We start from the raw sequence: 16,037 nt of genomic DNA, 5'->3' as shown, positions 1-16,037 counted from the left end.
CGTAGACCGATTTAGTAAAATTGCGGGAGAGGCAATCAGCGGAAAAGCGAAGCCCGGCAGAGTGCCGGGCAACGAATAGATGAGCCACCTTAGGCGGTCTGATGCAGTCGACAAGCTCCTCGCAAAACTTGACTTAACTGCGCCATGATTCGCCAACCGACCCTTGTCGTGGCCTGGGTCGGGACATGCTGGCACGCATCCGCGCACAAAGGGTGCCCAGTGTTTCCCCGGCGAGCTCCGGGACTGAATACGATCGCTGAAGCGGATGACCGCTATTGCCTGGTAGAGGCAACATTGGTCATCCGCCACTGCGATCAGGTCGAGCACAAAGCGGGAATGAAATTCCGCAGAAGAGAAGGCTCCGAACTCCAGGAGTCCGACCGAGCTACCCGGAGCGAATCGGTCTTGGGTCGCCGTTGGCGGTGATCCGAAAGGTACTACAGCAGAGAGGGAAGGATGACGTCAAGACAGAGGGCAACCCTCTAGATCGAATACGAGTGAATGAGCTTATTTGTTGGCGAGATGAGCAGCCAATTGCTGGACGGTAGCCAGGACAAAGGCACGGTCGCTTTCTTGAAGGCCGTTCAGCAGACCCGCGATCATCTGGCCCTGGTCATTGGGACGATTGCTCGACTCCGTCAGCAGTTCATCCATCCGGCAGTCGAAGATGTCCGCTAGTTGCATCAGCTTGACCACGGAAAGCTCCACTACACCCCGCTCAAGGCGCGAAATGGCTTCGCTGCCGATCCCCAGGCGTTCAGCCACCTCTTCCTGGGTCAGATTACGCTGGGTGCGGTGCTTCGCGATCATGCGTCCGATTTGGGCTTGGGTTGGATGTTTATGTGCCAAGTGATGAGTTCTCCAATTCAACCCGAATGGTTGAGCAAAGACCCATTGACATGAACATCCTTAACGGTTGAGTATCGACTTTTAGGGTTGTTATATTGACTGAAATAGCTGTTTGTCGCGACGTGACATCTATTCCTCCAGGAATCAGAGGCCGAAGCGACCAGCGAGACTGAGCGGTCTGATAGGGCCAAACGGAGGAAAGGTTGAGCATGGATGAGCAGCGCGAGAACGTCATGGACCTGATCTGGGATCGAACACTGGAGCTGTTCATCAAGATCCATGACTGCCCTGATAACCCCGAACACCTCGACAGCCTTGTTCATTGGCTCAACGAAGATCCTGCTCACCTGAAAGCTTTCAACGAACTGGGGCAGATATGGATTGCGACAGGCATCGCGTTGGCCCGTGAAATCGGACAACCGCTAAGCGACTTGGAGAAGGATCAACTGCCGTTGATGATGCACTGACCCGTACATCAGCCCCCCAAAGATTCATGTGATCACCAACGGTGCGTCATGGCCGACGCGGCCCTTTGCTGATCGGCACAGTGCCTTTGCAGTCCGGGTAGTGGGAGCATGACCAAAACGGTCCTGATTTTCCCTTCCGCCTAAGCATTGATGCGTTGCAAATGGGGCAGTACGGTCCGGCTTCGACCGCTACCGACAAGGTGAGCGCTCCGTAGTGCTCGACCAACTGCGTAATCCAGTTCGCCTGTTTGGCGACGAATGCATCCAAGGTCAGACGTCCCGCTTCGATTTCATCCAGAGCTTGCTCCCAGATCGCTGTCATACCCGGATCCGCGACTGCAGCGGGTACCGCTTCGATCAGCGTATGGGCCGCTGCGGAGGCCATTAGGGCACGTTTTTTCTTCAGCAAGTAACCGCGATCAATCAAGCCCTTGATGATGCCGGCTCGCGTGGCTTCGGTTCCGATACCGGTGGTATCCCGAAGTTTCTGTTTAAGGCGCGGGTCGTTGACCAGCTTGGCGACGTTTTTCATCGCCTTGATCAGATCGCCCTCGGTGAGCGATTTGGGCGCAGCGGTGCGCATGGATTTGAGTTCAACGTCGTCCACTGCGCACTGCCTACCCTGTTGTAGGGCGGGCAACACCTGGGACTTTTGACTCGGTTCATCGTCGTCGGGGTTGTCGGAGAGTAAGCCTTTCCAGCCTTGGACGAGGATCTGTTTGCCAACAGCAGTCAAACGCTCGGCGCCGCACTCCAGTTCGACCTCGGTTCGATCAAACTCGTGATGCGGCAGGAATTGCGCGAGGTAGTGGCTACGAATCAGTTCGTAGACTTGGCGCTCTTGTTCAGACATCCGCCCAAGGTTCGCCGGCTCGGTGGTGGGGATGATGGCGTGGTGCGCGGTGATCTTGGCATCGTTCCATGCTCGTGAGCGCAATGATCGATCGACGCCTCCGAGCGCTGGGCGTAACGCGGGATCCATTCTAAGCAGGGCATCGAATACCGCGGCTACTTCGTTGAACATGCTCTCTGGCAAATAACGGCAATCGCTGCGCGGATAGCTGGTGGCTTTGTGGGTTTCATACAAGGCTTGGGCGATGTTCAGGGTTTCCTGAGCGCCGATTCCCAGCTTGCGTGAGCAGACTTCTTGCAGTGTGCTCAGGTCGAAGGGCAGGGGTGGCGCTTCGCGCAAATGCTCAGTCTGCAGCGAGACTACGGTGGCGGTCTTGCTGCTAGAAATCGCTTGGAGGGCTTGACTTGCGAGCGCCTGCTGCAGGCAGCGACCGGCTTCGTCACGTCCTGAGCTTGGTGGTATCCACGATGCGATGAATGGTTGTTGCCCCATTGAGGACAGGTGCACATTCACCACCCAGTACGGCACCGAGACGAAGCTGGCAATCGCACGATCTCGATCAACCACCAAGCGCAAAGTGGGCGTTTGGACGCGTCCAACCGACAGTACGCCGTCATAACCCGCCCGCCGTCCCAGGAGGGTAAACAAACGACTGAGGTTCATACCAATTAGCCAATCGGCGCGGCTGCGGGCGAGGGCTGAGTGATACAGCGTGAGGGTCTCATCGCTTGACTTCAGCGAGGACAATGCCTTGCGAATCGACGCCTCATTGAGTGCGGATAACCAGAGGCGCTCAACAGAACCACGATAGTTGCAGAACTCCAGCAACTCGCGGGCAATCATTTCACCTTCGCGATCGGCGTCGGTGGCGATGATGACGGTGGTAGCTTCGCTGAGCAGGTGTTTGATGATTTTGAACTGCGCGACAGTCTTGGGTTTGACCTCAACCCTCCACTGAGCGGGAATGATCGGTAGATGATCCAGAGACCAGCTTTTGAATTGCTTGCCATAAGTTTCAGGCGGTGCTGCCTCCACCAAGTGGCCGACACACCAGGTGACGGTTGTCTCGGTACCGATCAGGCAGCCATTGCCACGCCGTGTGGCCCCGAGGACCTTGGCGATGTCACGACCTTGGGAGGGTTTCTCGCAGAGAAAGAGACGCATAGAACTGCTCCGGGTTGAGTTCGGAGCAGCCTCGTTGGCAACAGCAGTGGCGAGCTATGAGAAACCTGAATGGCAGATTCCTCATATTAGTCGGTGAGGGCGGTGTTGTGGGCGAGGCTACCTTGTAGTCGCGTGGATGACAGTGCTTCACGAGCAGCGAGTAATGACAGGCCAGGAACTTTGCGCAAAGGCGCAATTTTTATGCCTCAAGTCTGTCATGTCGATGGTGGCTGCCCTCTGCGCTTTTTGGACTTCGCCGTAGGCGAGCTGGCCTGGTCTGTAGCCTGCCCGACGGGAGCCGCAGATGAGGCTGATTCACTGGAGCGCTCCCGCATGACCACGTTTTGCACACGATGAGGCAGGATGCCGACACGACGTGCCTCGATCTTGAAGGTCACCCTCGCATTGTCTTCGCTGTCCTCCCATTCATCGCGCACCGTGCGGCCTTCGACCAGTACGCGCATACCTTTCTGGTACAGCGCGCTCCAGTGTTCAGCCTCTCGGTGCCAGAGCTCGACCGGCGCCCAATAGCCGCCTCGATCCTCATAGCTGCCATCGCGTGGCACGGGGTTGTCGAAGTACACATTCAGGCGCAGCAAGCGCCGTGGCTCGTCATTGCCTGATGGGAACTCCTGGAACTCTGGCGCACTGCCAATGTTGCCTTCGCCGACGAAAAAGGTACTCATCGTGATATCTCCGCTGCTGGTGTGAACTGGCGCAGCAGCCGTTCGGCGCTGGCCATTTTGATCGCGCAGGTTGAAGCCTGACGATAGAGCGAATGCACCACGCTCATCTGCAAGTTCAGTGCAATGCGCTCGCATTCGAAACGGTGTAACCCCTCGCGTACGGCTTGCGGCAAGGCCTTGTTGGAGGCTTGGCGTTCCCAGACCGCAACGCCCATACGGGCGAAATCACGGGTGCGCCATCGCAAAAAGGTGCTGCCCGCACTGGTGTTCTGCAGCACCAATCGAATATCCAGCAGCGAGTAAGGCGGTTGTCCGGCCTGCTGCGCCACAGCCTCCATCAGACGACATAACTGCGCCTCGGTTTCCCTCGCCACCTGCGCCAGGTATTCCAGTTCCCCCTTACCCTTAAAAGGTTTTAAAAGGCCTTTTAGGGAGGCAGCGTGTTCGAGCTGTCGATAGGCATCCGCTGTTAGTGTTTCGAGGGGCATTGGTTGAGTCGGGATTAGGGGCTTCATACTTCGTCCTCTGGCTCATCGACTGTCGCAGATGGCTCGACAGCTTCCTCGGCCAACGCGTCAGCGTTATCCACTGCCACAGCACCACGACGAATGATGGGTGGCGCGAACTGGGAGCGGCGATGCCCCTCAAGGATGTCCATAGGGGGTAATCCAAACTTCTCCATGGCCGCCAGAGCACGAGCATTGTTCGCCGCCATGTCATCACGGGTGACGCCAGCATGCCGATAGCGCTGCGCCTGACCGAACAGGCTGCGCAACAGGTGGGCACCGTCGTCTATCCAGGCTTCCATGTCTCTGCGACCGATCAAGGCGGTGTGATGGGCCAACAAGGTGTGGCGCACCAGCGTGTCGTAGTCAGTCAGCAGGTAGACGGCGAGAAACCCCAGCTGGCTGCCGATGTACAAGGGTAAGGTGACGGGGTGGATATTGAGGTTGTCGCTCATGTCGATCTGCGTTGGCAGGTCCTGTCTGATCCGGTCCAACTGCTGGGTCAGTTCCTGCATCCCAGCCTTGGCCTGCATCAATTTTTCTTCGAGCTGCACGATCGCCCAGTCAGCATAAGGATCGTCCTGCGTTGCGGCTTGTTTGATCAGGTTGGTGACGCTGATGTAGCCCGCCATACCCATGATCGAGTGGACACCTTCGCGTGCGGTTCTGCCTTGCCAGATTCGGGCGGCGTGGTGGGTATGCAGTGTCAGGGTAATGCTGCTGCGCAATGAGCCCAGGTTGAGCTGATATTGATCGGCCACGGTGTTGTCCTCGCATAGGCTTGGACGGGGACGTTGCGACAGATGAGGGTCAAGGACAGTAGAAAAGCTGAATGCGGTCTGTTCGGTTTGGTTCGAGACGGTTAATTTCCGACACGCTCGACAGTGATGCCAGTGGCATCAAATCTACTGACGTCCAGAGCGTTTGCTGCGCAGCTGGCGCAGTTCATTCAGGCATGCTTGGGCGAGGGCAGATGCGGGCTCGCCCTGTTTTCTAGGTGAGCGTGGGGGGGAGGGTGGCGGTTCAGCAATGGGTAATGATTCAGCCTGACCTGCCCAAGGACGAAAGTCGCCTTTCAGCGCTCGCTGGACTAGGCCCATCAGATACGCCGCCGGCTTACGGATGCCGCCGGCCGCACATCGCGCGCCCGCCTCGTTGAGCACTGCCTGCCGATCCGCTGGTTTGAGCTTGTTTAGCGCCACCGCGACGGCCTGACGTTCGTTTGGGCTCAAGTGCAGCGAATCGGGCCAATGCAGGTTATCCACAGTTGGGGTCGCGCGCGGTACGGTACAAGTACTTTCTTTTAATACAGTACAGGCGGCGTTCGGTTTCCGAACTGTGCCGGAAACATTGGCGTTCAGGCCCGGTTCGGAATCCGAACGAGGTCTCACACGATTCCGAACGCTGTGATCGCCACCCAGTTCGGAATCGTGTAACGCTTCATCGGTTATCTGATCCCATTCTTGCGGTGTCCAGTGTTCGCCCCAGTGCTCAAAACGGGTAGGGAGTCGACCCTGATCGATATCCGTGTCTTGGCGAATTTCTTCCACAATGTGCTGCGCGACAATACGTACAGCCCTGGTTGCGTGATCGAGGGCATGTCCGACTAGCTCTAGGTAATCTTGATCCAGCTCCATGGCTTCGGCGGGTGTTAACGGTTCATCGTGCAGGACATACAGAGAGCCTTGTAGGCGCCCGCTGAGTTGATCGCGGCCACGACTCACCAAGCTGAGCCAGCGCGTCAATCTGAGCATCGTCAAGACGCGAGCGATGGTTTCACGGGAGGCTGATACACCATAGGGTACGCTGGACAGGTAAGGTTGCAGATCTTCATAGCGCGGTGTGACCACTCCCTGGCCTTGCAGCATAAGTCGAAATACTTGCCATGCATTACGTTCCAGAGGAGTCAGCCGACAATCCAGCAGCAGTCGACGCGGCACGACTTCGTGAGATTGGCCACTGAACAAAAAGCCCGCCTGCAGGGCCTGGTTGGAAGGATGTTCAGTGGTGGGGCGTGCGGGCCAACGTTCACTTAGTTGTTGGGTGCATTGCTGCAGAACACGCTGCCAGCGACTGGAAGGGGTAGTGTTCATGTTCCGTTGCTGTATTGGTCGATCTGCTGCCAAACAATGGTCAAGCTGATCTGTTGCTCCTCCGCCAACATCATCATGGCGTCGAGCTGATCCTCAGCACCGTCCTCAGCGAGTAGCTGGCACCAACGCTGCCAGAGCGCGTGTTCCTGCGCTTCACTCAAGTTTTGTGGGCGCCCCTTACGGGTTTCTATCTTGAGCAGGCGTCGACGTAGGGCGGTTTCCGAATGCGCCAAGCCGAAGCACTGATACATGATGGTACTGCTGGCACCAAGCTTGAGCGCTCGGTTGATCAAGCGCTCATTCTGCTCGTCGCGTTCGGCCTGGTCGATCAAACGATGTAGCACCGGCGAATCAATCTTGACCTCAACCCAGGGGACGGTGGCATGGGCCAGGCGTGACAGCGTAGTAGGTGGCAAAGATTGCAGCAGGTAGATGTCCTCTTCACCCAGTCCGAGTGCCTTGCAGCGTTGCAGGTTGCCCAGGCGCACCTCGTGAAGGACTTGGGTTAGCATTGCCTGGTTGAGCACATTGAAGGACAGGTTCATGGCAGCTCCCTTGGTGAGTCGTCTTCAGGGGTAAGCGTTAAGTCGACCAGGCGCCGGGCTAAGCGAATGAGGCGATACAGTTTTATCAGTAGAGCGTCGGGCAATCGCTCCAATCCTACGTCCACGGCGGGACGATCTGTCAGCGGGAGTTGATAGACCCCCAATAGCAGTTGGCCGAACAGGGCTGAGGGCAATTGCTTGCGATCTTCCCAGTTCACTTCGTCTTGAGCGCCCAGTAGGGCCAGGAGCATCAGGTGAACGCCGGTTGCACGAGGCGCCGAAAGATTCAGTTGCTCCATGTTGAGGGCGAAGCCCAAACCACACTTCTGATCGATGATGCTCTCGGGATGTCCGGCATAGGCCGCCATTTCCCGAGCCAGTCCAGCAATGGAGAATCGTAGCTGCTCGGGGGTATCCAGTGTGGGGGCGATGAACCAGATATCGTCGATCGTGCAGATTTCGACGGTTGGTGCTGGTTCGGGGGCAGTGTCGCGATCAATCTGTTCGCGAATTTGTTGGACACGTGACGTAGGGTTGACTGCTGATGCGACATTCGTTTCAGGCAGCGTGAGCAGCTTCTCTTGCGCTGTTTCGGTCTGGGTTCTGGTCTCAGTTGATTTGGGTGAGAGAGCGCCTGCCGTGGTTTCAGCAGTGCTTGGCGGATTGCTGTGCTCTGAGGGCGTGACAGGCGTCCGGATGAGCCGTTGTGTATCGCTCAGCTCCAGAGCCAACATGCGGTAGGACTGTCCGAGTAAGCGGCTCATGCGTTCGAGCAATTCATCCTGGACTTGCTCAAGATCGAGGGAATCGGGGGCGGCATCAAATTGCCCTAAGGTGTCGAGCCAAAACTCGGGGAACGCGATGGCGTCGGTCGAATAACGATTCCAAGTTTGTTCAGCCTGGCTACGCAGAGCGATCAGGCGTTCAATTTTGGGTTTGCCCAACCCGGCATACAAGGTTTGTGGGATTGCGGGCAGTAGGTATTCGAGGGTGTCAAGCATCCGGCTGATGTGCGACTGTGAAATGGGGTAGCCCCCAGCGGCAAGACGTCGTGCCAGCTCGCGTTGCGAGAGTGTTGCTCCATCTGGTTCGAGCATGGTCTTGAGTTTGGCTACCGCCAGAGCACGTTCGATGAAAGTGAGTTGGCCGTGCAGATCGCTTTCGGCCAAATGGCCGAGGAGGCTGGTGATTTCATTGCTCCAGGGGCGAAACAGGCAATGAATGCGAAAGAAACGCTCATCGTGGGTTTCCTGCCACAGCTCGCCGAGAATCGCCAATCGCGTATTACCGCCGTTGCGGATGATGAAATAGTTTTCACCTGGGCGGCGGGTAATCGGAGGTGGTTGATCCAGCCCTCGCTCACGGATCGAGGCTTTTATGTCGTCATAAAGTGGATTGCGGATGAAGCGTGGGTTGTGCTCGTAGGGCCGCAACTGCTCCAGCGTGACCAGCATGGGGGTATCGATGACTGGATCGGATAGTCGCTCCAGTTCTGGACCCCGAGGAAAATGGTCCTGGTGCAGTTTGTCGGTAATCTCCTCCTGACTGAGCTTCTTCATTTGAACCGCCTCAGTTAACGCCGGTTGCGCAAATGGTCACCAATCTCGAATTTCACAATCTCGGCAGTCTCCGATCCTTCGAAATGTTGGGACAGTTTTGCGAGAAACCGCCCCATGGCCGAGCGCCCATTTCGCAGGCGAAAGACCACGGTGCAGTATTGCTCGTCAGGCGAGTCGTGGGAGCGAAAAGTAGGCTGAATAAGGACGGGCAGTTGGTTGAGCATCAATAGACTCCTTGCCAAGTGTTGTTGGCGTTCAAATGAAAGTGATTGACGGAAGTACCTGCCTGGTCATAGATCTCATTAAACCTCCGTGCGTTTGCTCAACGTAGAGATCGCCGCGCGCCACTCTGGAAACAGTTCAATGGCCAGCGCTTGCATGGTTTGCAGCGCTGATGGCGAATGTTGTGCGCATGCCCGGCGCTGCTCGATTAAATGAACTGGCAGACCGAGGGAGGCGGCATTGAGATAGGCCACTCGTTCTGGAACTACGGTATCTAGGACCGAAATGTTGGTCGCCCCAGTGAAGGCTGCGCGCAGGCCACGGCTGATCATTCGCGCGTCTACCCGAATGGTGTTCACCTGATTCAGCAGCAGTCGCAATGGTGGCGGGGTAATGCCCAAGTGGTGGAATGGTTGGAGTTCGCTGAGCAGCTTCAATGTGCCGCGGTGAAGTTCGCGGGCGGCGAGCATTTCCGGTGTGATGGGCGACAGTGTTAAATCAGAGGCCAGGATGGCCATCTCCAGCTGTACGCTACGTGCGCCCTGAGTATCGATCAACATCAGGTCATAAATGGGGCGAAAGGCATCGAGGAGATTACGAAGTCGCAGCCGTCCATCAGGGGCATGTAGCAATAAGGTATTCAGTCGGCCTTGGTCATCATTGGAAATGATCAGATCAAGGCCTGTGATTATTGTCCTGGAAACAAACTGTTCGGGCGTTCTCAAGTTGAGTGCGATGAACTCAAATACGCCGTTATCAGCTTGGTGGCTCAAGGCGTAATAGCTGGAGAGGGTGGGTTGGCCATCTAGATCGAGCAGCAGGACGCGTAAACCAGCATCCGCTAGAAGACCGCCTAGATTTGCAGCCACCGTGGTCTTACCCACGCCACCCTTGGTGGAAATGATCGATACCACACGCATGACATCAGGCCTGCTGCGCCAAGCGCTCGGTGATCCAGCGCTCGACTTCCAGAGAGTCCCAGCCAACGGCGCGCATGCCGATACGTTTCGCTTTAGGAAATTGTCCTTCCTTCATGAGGCTGTAGATGTGTGCACGTTTGAAGCCGGTTTTTCGCTCCACCTCGTCACGGCGCATGATGTGACGTTCGACCTGTGATTGAGCTTCTTCTGCGATAGGTAAGGATTGGTTGGACATGCTGTGGTCACTCCTGGCGTTTATTGGCTCATATTGGGAAGTGGCTTCAATTCAATCCCAGAAATAACCGCGCGTCATTGCACTGCAATGAGGGAGACTGCGGCGCAATCCTCTAATTTTGAGAGAGGCTACGTTTTGCAGCCGCAAATTTTTCATCAAGGGTTCTCTTCGTGATTCCGATGCAGTTGGAATGATGGGCGGTCAGGTTATCAACGATGGCTGCTTGGGATTGGAAAACCGAATGGGGTTTCCCAGCAGGAGTGCGACCTAGTAGCAGGTTAAGTAGCGCGCCAATTATATGTAGGTACACAATTTCTGTTCTGTCGCTAACCTGTTTTTTTGAATTCAACAGCTGGCTAAGTTTTTCCTTCTCTAAACCTACGAATTGTAAGTCCTTAAGCAATGATTGATATGTTTGTTCTATGGCTTCCAGTTTCAATCGCGACGCATCACGATCGGCTTGAAGTGCTAGGTAACTCTCAATGCTAACGGATTCGCTATTGCTGGGTATATTAAAGAACAAAAATGAGGGGCGATGGTCTGGATGATAAATGGACATCCATAATTTCAGATCGTTATGTCTGATTGTGACTAGGGCGGGGTCTATTTTTGTGCCGGGCGAAACGGTAACGCCTAGCCAGCCATAGGCAAGCTCACCATTGTCGATGGCGTCATAAATCAAATCTAGGTTTTTATGAAGGCATGGCCACTGAGGAAATGTGGAATGTAGGGTGCTTGGCCAGGTGAGTGATTCTTTTAAAATAATGGTTTCGTGAGCCACCAAGTTACACCAGCGTAATGCGGCCTCAACGGGTCTATAGAAAACTTTGGAGTGTTTGTTATAGCTGGCAGGTATGTACATGAGAACGCTCCTTTTCTCTACTGGTCTGGCAGTCGCCATCTGTCCTATTGGCGGCTAGGGGTGGAAGCTAAATATACATCTTGTCGAGGGACATTTACTCCGTTTTAGCCGTTTTCAGAAATTGGTCGAAAAAATGATATGTAAGAGAGTTTCCGTACGTTAATCTCAATTATTTAAAAGGCCAATTGAAAATTGAATGGCTCGATGTCACATAGCTGAGAGCCCTAGTTGTTGCCGATCAGATCATTGGGTGAACTGGTTAGTAAGATGATCTACCTTTCAACGCCTGATAAAGGGGCTTAGTTTGATTGCTGTCATCAGTCGTAAGACCGACGACTATAAGTGCTAAATAAATTCATTCAAGAGTTTATTCTTGCAGCCCCAGGCGTCATTCCGCACCACTTACTAAATGCGCGATTAAAAGCAGCTTCGGATCCGTAGTTTGAGCACTCTGCAATTTTGGCGATGCTAAGCGAAGTGTTCGTCAATAATTCGCTGGCGCGTGATAACCGGATATGAGTGACAAACTGCCGTGGTGTCATACCCATGAATGCTGAAAATCGGGTGTTCAACGCAGATTTACTTAGATGTGCAATTTCTTGCAGTTCCTCTAATTTCCATTTCTGTTTGGGGTTTTTTAGAATTGCCGCTGTTACTCGTGCAATGGCGGGATCAACTAAACCTTTATAGATCGAACCACTTTGTTTTTGCGAGGTTACCTCCTTGAGAACAATGGTCAGCAGCGCTTCGGTGAGGCGGATGGTAATGGGCTGTGCTATGAGATGGTCGCTTCGCTGCATATCGAGCTCATCGAAAATAGCATTAAAAAAAGCCCGATGTTGGTTGGCGAACTTACTAAGAAGTACAGGGCCAGGGAGGCAGTTTATGAGGAGAGCAGGCAGTTGTTTATCTATGAACATGACGATCATACGCAGCCTAAATAATTCGCCACCTCCACCGTGAGAAATCCGTTGCTTCAGCAGACGCATCAAAGACGGCCGGCCCTCAGCGTCAGTCACGTGAGGCTCAACCTGTTCTCTGAGCAAGTCAAGAACATCAATGCACGGTGTGTTCGATGGATTGGTGAATTGATGGCGCATTCGACGAGGTACGATAAGAACATCTCCCTGAGAGAAGGCCAATGGGGTTCTGCCTGCTTCGAAAGAAACTTCACAGCTACCGTGGTAAGCCTCGTAGATGACGAACGTATCAGCGCCATAAGAGATATCAACACCGAATGGAGATGATAAATCGGCATAGCCAGGCAAAGCCCCGGAGAGATGTACCGAGCGAAGGAGATAATCTATTGCGCAAGCTGGTTGGTATCGGGCTGGGTTAGAAAGTGACCAGATTACATTATCGCCATCTCTGAATAATTCGCTATCGGCGTTATTTCTTCCATTGAAAAAAGTCGATGTCGATTGAGCCATACGCTTTCTCCGACAGCGTTTAAGAAATGCTGAGTGCAATATGTTTAGCTGTTCTTGTCTTTGCCAATATCAAATTAAACTAGATTCAATCCCGCGTCATTGATTGTTTTTTCTTATGTATTGACCGTTTGGCACTGAAAACGTGCGTGCCAGACATTTGGCTCGGACGGCGGTGCTGCCGTGCCTTTGTGCGTTGACGGTTTCTGAGTGGCTAACTGCTATCTCTATCGTCTAAGCAACGAACTAAAGAGTATAAGTGAGTCAGTATCGAAGCATGTTTTTTTATGCCATAAAAACTGGCCTGGTAGGTCTAATAGTTGAGCTAAGTCTCTCAAGCTACCCAATCCAATCATGGTAGCAGGGTGCCCATCAGGCCAGAGCATTTAAATCGGCCAGCTACTTACAAATGCAGCGCGATGGCTTCACTGAAAAAATCCCGGGACATTCCTGTCTCCGGGATTTTCGTTGTAGCGCAGTGTTGATGGAGCTTACGTCGGTTCGTTAGATCCCTGCTGCCAGCGGGAATAATCCCAGCAGCAAGCAAGCGAGCAGAATGAGGAAGCTCAGCGCAAACGCCCATTTCATGGTGTATTTCTGATGGTCGCTGAACTCCACGCCGGCCAGGCCGCAGAGTAAGTAGGTCGAGGCTACAAGCGGGCTGAGTAGATGGACCGGTTGACCCACCAGCGAAGCGCGCCCGATTTCCGCGTGAGTGATGCCATACACCTCGGCAGCCTTGGCAAGGACCGGCAAGACGCCGTAGTAGAAAGCATCGTTAGACATAAAGAACGTGCCCGGAATACTCGCCAACGCGGTAATCGGTGCCATGTAAGGGCCCCAGGTCGCTGGCAGCATTGCCAAGAAGCTCGCCGACATTGCATTGACCATGCCGGTGCCGGAAAGGATGCCTGCCAGGATACCGGCTGCCAGGAAGATTGCGATTTGGTTCAAAGCGGTCGGAGCGTGCGCGGAGATCCGGCGACGCTGATCATTCATGTGCGGATAGTTGATCACCAGGGCAATGGAGAACGCGACCATGAATAGGATGGAAAGTGGCAGCACTTCTGTTACCAAGCCAGCCATCAAACCTATCGTCAAGCTGGCGTTCAACCAGAACAGTTTTGGACGACGCAGTTCGGCATTTTCGTCCGACATGGAGGGCAGACCCCCATCGTTGTCATCGTCAAAGACAGTGGCGGCGGCACCTACCGACAAGCGCAGTTTGCCCAAACGCTGACGTTCGCGAATACCGATGAAATAAGCCAGTGCAAGGACGCCCAGGAAACCTACCACCATGACCGGAATAAGCGGGATAAACAGTTCGGACGTATCGACTTGCAAGGAGGCTGCGGCACGTGCCAATGGACCGCCCCACGGCAACAGATTGGTCACGCTCGCGGCCAGAATGACGACGCAAGTGAGCGACAGAGGCTCGAGTCGCAGGCGCTTGAATAGCGGCAGCATCGCAGTGACGGTGATCATGTATGTCGTTGAACCGTCGCCGTCCAGTGATACCAGGCCGGCTAGTAGTGCTGCGAACACGACGGCCTTCATTGGGTCGCCGTTGATCAACTTGATGAACTTGCGAATGATCGGATCGAACAGACCCGTATCGAACATCACGCCGAAGTAGAGGATCGCGAACATCACCATGACTGCGGTCGGAGCTACTTTTTTCAAACCCTCGATCATCATGTCGCCCATATCCGGGCCAAATCCCGCCAGGAGAGCGAACACGATCGGGACGGTTGTCATCGCTACCAGCGGTGACAACCGCTTGGTCATGATCAGTGCCATAAAGGTCACGATCATGCCGTAGCCGAGTATTGAGAGCATTTGTATCACCTTGACGTAAAGTACAATTATTTTTATGGGATCTGCGCTTAATGCGCATCAAGGTTCCCGCTGCATTTTTGGTCTGATCCAGCGGGTTGCCGCTGAGTCTCACACGAGTGTCAACTCATGTGAAGGCCACCATTGAGCGAGAAGTCGGCACCGTTCGCGTATCCAGCCTCTTCGGATGCAAGCCAGGCACACACGGCGGCAATTTCTTCAGGTGTTCCAAGACGTCGTGTCGGAATGTCCTGGATGATGCGGTCCATGACGTCAGCGGTCGTGATGGACTTTAGCTTGGCTGTCGCAATGTAACCCGGGGACACAGTATTCACCGTAACGCCGCAGGGTCCGACTTCTCGTGCTAGAGCGCGAGTGAAGCCTCGGATTGCGGATTTAGCGGTGGAGTAGTTGACCTGTCCCACTTGACCCAACTGGGCGTTGACCGACGAGATATTGATGACCCGTCCCCAGCCCCTCTCAACCATGCCATCGATAACCTGCTTGGTTACGTTGAATAGTGAATTGAGGTTGGTATCGATGACGGTGCTCCAGTCGTTGGGCTGCATGTCATGGAACACAACGTTTCGGGCAGTACCGGCGTTGTTGACGAGCACATCCACGGGCCCGACATTTTTTTTGATCTGCTCAAAAGCCTGTCGGCAAGAGTCCCAATCAGCGACACTTCCTTCCGAGGCAATGAAGGTAAAGCCAAGCGCCTTTTGTTGGGCCAGCCAAGTGTCCTTCAGTGGAGAGTCAGGCCCGCAGCCCGCAACGACGGTAAATCCGTCTCGTGCCAGGCGCTGGCAGACTGCTGTGCCGAGGTTGCCCATGCCAGCAGTAACAAAGGCGATTTTCTTGGTCATGCGTTAACTCCTGTTGTGTTTTTTGTGGGGAGCAGTGCGTGCAACCTTCAAGGGCTACTGGCCCCTAATAAACTCCACTCGAAATTGTTTTGCAAGGTCACGCAGTACAATTTCTGCAAAAGGAAACGATTTCTTACCAACGGTCATCCTCTGGCGGGCTGGGTTTCATGACCTTCCATAGGTCATCGAGCCCGTCGACCGTGGAGTTACGCGGGCGATACTCGCATCCAACCCAGCCTTGATAAGCATGGTCCTCAAGCAGGGAGAGCAATTTGCGAAAGTCGATATTGCCGGTACCCGGTTCATTGCGACCCGGGAAGTCGGCCACTTGGATATGACTCACCCGCGGCCACCATTGATTCAGTTTTCGCAGACAGTCCTCGCCAAGAAGCTCTGTGTGATAGGTGTCCAGAATCAGGCCCAGGTTAGGGATCGTCTCAAGCATTTGCTCGGCGAACTCGAAGCGGCTCATGAGGTAGCCTGGAACCTCATTTGAACTGATGACTTCAATCAAGGGTTCAATACCTTCGTCGGCCAGGAAGTCTGCCGCATACCTCAGGTTGCGCCGGTAAAGGCTGCTGTCGGCAGTCACCCCGAGGTCAGCCAGTGACACACCGGACATCAGGTGAAGCATTCTGCAGTCCAGGGTCTTGGCGTATTGGACGGCGTGGGTAAGCTCTGCCAGGAACTCCTGCTTCGAGGCACAAATGCCGGTGGTCCCCCTGGTAGAACCAGCAGGTGCGGAAAATTGCACCATCTCCAGCTGATATTCATCGAGAAGCTCCGCAATCTGCGTCGCTTCGTATTCATAGGGCGAGGGGAACTCGACCGCTCGAAAGCCTGATTTTGCGGCCGCGCGGAACCGCTCCAAAAAGGGCAGTTCTGTGAACTGGAAGCCAATGTGTGCGTTTAACTTGATCATGCCTTACTCCGGAAATCGGGATGAC

The 16,037-nt window shown here is 54.6% G+C and carries 17 protein-coding genes; 1 reads left to right on the top strand and 16 read right to left on the bottom strand.

The genetic code is table 11. The features are described from left to right. Positions 1–507: 507 nt before the first annotated feature. The gene (locus J0G10_RS22815) at positions 508–849 is read right to left on the bottom strand and encodes a helix-turn-helix domain-containing protein (RefSeq protein WP_025214468.1); all 342 of its coding nucleotides are present in this window, start codon (positions 847–849) and stop codon (positions 508–510) included. 209 nt (positions 850–1,058) lie between these two features. On the opposite strand from J0G10_RS22815, the gene J0G10_RS22810 reads away from it, so the two are divergent. Beyond that, positions 1,059–1,316 (top strand): hypothetical protein, encoded by a 258-nt coding sequence (locus J0G10_RS22810; protein ID WP_047542283.1) that lies wholly within the window; start codon positions 1,059–1,061, stop codon positions 1,314–1,316. Between the two features lie 46 nt (positions 1,317–1,362). Here J0G10_RS22810 and J0G10_RS22805 read toward each other — a convergent pair whose 3' ends face one another. The 15 genes from J0G10_RS22805 to J0G10_RS22735 all read right to left on the bottom strand — a co-directional run bounded on the left by J0G10_RS22805 (position 1,363) and on the right by J0G10_RS22735 (position 16,012). Beyond that, on the bottom strand, positions 1,363–3,333 hold the full coding sequence (locus tag J0G10_RS22805) for a DNA topoisomerase III (RefSeq protein ID WP_220556797.1): 1,971 nt from the start codon (positions 3,331–3,333) through the stop codon (positions 1,363–1,365). A gap of 215 nt (positions 3,334–3,548) precedes the next feature. Then, entirely contained in the window at positions 3,549–4,019 is a 471-nt protein-coding gene (locus J0G10_RS22800; protein ID WP_220556796.1) for a single-stranded DNA-binding protein, read from the bottom strand. After that, positions 4,016–4,534, bottom strand: a complete 519-nt coding sequence (locus J0G10_RS22795) for a DUF3158 family protein (protein ID WP_220556795.1) — start codon at positions 4,532–4,534, stop codon at positions 4,016–4,018. Before J0G10_RS22795 ends, J0G10_RS22800 begins: the two co-directional genes overlap by 4 nt. Continuing rightward, a complete protein-coding gene (locus J0G10_RS22790; RefSeq protein WP_192002622.1) occupies positions 4,531–5,286 on the bottom strand; it encodes a PFL_4669 family integrating conjugative element protein in 756 nt (251 codons plus the stop codon). Before J0G10_RS22790 ends, J0G10_RS22795 begins: the two co-directional genes overlap by 4 nt. A 144-nt stretch (positions 5,287–5,430) precedes the next feature. After that, a complete protein-coding gene (locus J0G10_RS22785; RefSeq protein WP_220556794.1) occupies positions 5,431–6,618 on the bottom strand; it encodes an STY4528 family pathogenicity island replication protein in 1,188 nt (395 codons plus the stop codon). Next, the gene (locus J0G10_RS22780; RefSeq protein ID WP_220556793.1) at positions 6,615–7,163 is read right to left on the bottom strand and encodes a DUF2857 domain-containing protein; all 549 of its coding nucleotides are present in this window, start codon (positions 7,161–7,163) and stop codon (positions 6,615–6,617) included. Before J0G10_RS22780 ends, J0G10_RS22785 begins: the two co-directional genes overlap by 4 nt. Further along, on the bottom strand, positions 7,160–8,722 hold the full coding sequence (locus tag J0G10_RS22775; RefSeq protein WP_220556792.1) for a ParB family protein: 1,563 nt from the start codon (positions 8,720–8,722) through the stop codon (positions 7,160–7,162). Before J0G10_RS22775 ends, J0G10_RS22780 begins: the two co-directional genes overlap by 4 nt. A 14-nt stretch (positions 8,723–8,736) precedes the next feature. Further along, positions 8,737–8,946, bottom strand: a complete 210-nt coding sequence (locus J0G10_RS22770; RefSeq protein WP_220556791.1) for a hypothetical protein — start codon at positions 8,944–8,946, stop codon at positions 8,737–8,739. A gap of 78 nt (positions 8,947–9,024) precedes the next feature. Continuing rightward, positions 9,025–9,864 (bottom strand): ParA family protein, encoded by an 840-nt coding sequence (locus tag J0G10_RS22765; protein ID WP_220556790.1) that lies wholly within the window; start codon positions 9,862–9,864, stop codon positions 9,025–9,027. 4 nt (positions 9,865–9,868) lie between these two features. Further along, positions 9,869–10,099 (bottom strand): AlpA family phage regulatory protein, encoded by a 231-nt coding sequence (locus tag J0G10_RS22760; RefSeq protein ID WP_220556789.1) that lies wholly within the window; start codon positions 10,097–10,099, stop codon positions 9,869–9,871. A gap of 112 nt (positions 10,100–10,211) precedes the next feature. Then, on the bottom strand, positions 10,212–10,961 hold the full coding sequence (locus tag J0G10_RS22755) for a hypothetical protein (RefSeq protein WP_220556788.1): 750 nt from the start codon (positions 10,959–10,961) through the stop codon (positions 10,212–10,214). Between the two features lie 359 nt (positions 10,962–11,320). Beyond that, complete coding sequence (locus J0G10_RS22750) at positions 11,321–12,391, bottom strand: AraC family transcriptional regulator (RefSeq protein WP_220556787.1); 1,071 nt, start codon at positions 12,389–12,391, stop codon at positions 11,321–11,323. Between the two features lie 501 nt (positions 12,392–12,892). After that, entirely contained in the window at positions 12,893–14,254 is a 1,362-nt protein-coding gene (locus tag J0G10_RS22745; protein WP_342593402.1) for a CitMHS family transporter, read from the bottom strand. Between the two features lie 92 nt (positions 14,255–14,346). After that, complete coding sequence (phbB, locus tag J0G10_RS22740) at positions 14,347–15,090, bottom strand: acetoacetyl-CoA reductase (protein ID WP_220556785.1); 744 nt, start codon at positions 15,088–15,090, stop codon at positions 14,347–14,349. Between the two features lie 133 nt (positions 15,091–15,223). Beyond that, entirely contained in the window at positions 15,224–16,012 is a 789-nt protein-coding gene (locus J0G10_RS22735) for a hydroxypyruvate isomerase family protein (protein WP_220556784.1), read from the bottom strand. Positions 16,013–16,037: the final 25 nt, after the last annotated feature.

The organism is Pseudomonas germanica, from assembly GCF_019614655.1.
Taxonomy (GTDB): Bacteria; Pseudomonadota; Gammaproteobacteria; order Pseudomonadales; family Pseudomonadaceae; genus Aquipseudomonas; species Aquipseudomonas neuropathica.
Note: the sequence above shows the minus strand (reverse complement) of the source record. Positions and strands in the feature narration are given on the sequence as shown.

Excerpts from the sequence above, each read along its gene's own strand:
- J0G10_RS22810 (WP_047542283.1), top strand. The coding sequence starts at position 1,059 with ATGGATGAGCAGCGCGAGAACGTCATGGACCTGATCTGGGATCGAACA.
- J0G10_RS22805 (WP_220556797.1), bottom strand. The coding sequence starts at position 3,333 with ATGCGTCTCTTTCTCTGCGAGAAACCCTCCCAAGGTCGTGACATCGCC.
- J0G10_RS22800 (WP_220556796.1), bottom strand. The coding sequence starts at position 4,019 with ATGAGTACCTTTTTCGTCGGCGAAGGCAACATTGGCAGTGCGCCAGAG.
- J0G10_RS22795 (WP_220556795.1), bottom strand. The coding sequence starts at position 4,534 with ATGAAGCCCCTAATCCCGACTCAACCAATGCCCCTCGAAACACTAACA.
- J0G10_RS22785 (WP_220556794.1), bottom strand. The coding sequence starts at position 6,618 with ATGAACACTACCCCTTCCAGTCGCTGGCAGCGTGTTCTGCAGCAATGC.
- J0G10_RS22780 (WP_220556793.1), bottom strand. The coding sequence starts at position 7,163 with ATGAACCTGTCCTTCAATGTGCTCAACCAGGCAATGCTAACCCAAGTC.
- J0G10_RS22775 (WP_220556792.1), bottom strand. The coding sequence starts at position 8,722 with ATGAAGAAGCTCAGTCAGGAGGAGATTACCGACAAACTGCACCAGGAC.
- J0G10_RS22770 (WP_220556791.1), bottom strand. The coding sequence starts at position 8,946 with ATGCTCAACCAACTGCCCGTCCTTATTCAGCCTACTTTTCGCTCCCAC.
- J0G10_RS22765 (WP_220556790.1), bottom strand. The coding sequence starts at position 9,864 with ATGCGTGTGGTATCGATCATTTCCACCAAGGGTGGCGTGGGTAAGACC.
- J0G10_RS22760 (WP_220556789.1), bottom strand. The coding sequence starts at position 10,099 with ATGTCCAACCAATCCTTACCTATCGCAGAAGAAGCTCAATCACAGGTC.
- J0G10_RS22755 (WP_220556788.1), bottom strand. The coding sequence starts at position 10,961 with ATGTACATACCTGCCAGCTATAACAAACACTCCAAAGTTTTCTATAGA.
- J0G10_RS22750 (WP_220556787.1), bottom strand. The coding sequence starts at position 12,391 with ATGGCTCAATCGACATCGACTTTTTTCAATGGAAGAAATAACGCCGAT.
- phbB (WP_220556785.1), bottom strand. The coding sequence starts at position 15,090 with ATGACCAAGAAAATCGCCTTTGTTACTGCTGGCATGGGCAACCTCGGC.
- J0G10_RS22735 (WP_220556784.1), bottom strand. The coding sequence starts at position 16,012 with ATGATCAAGTTAAACGCACACATTGGCTTCCAGTTCACAGAACTGCCC.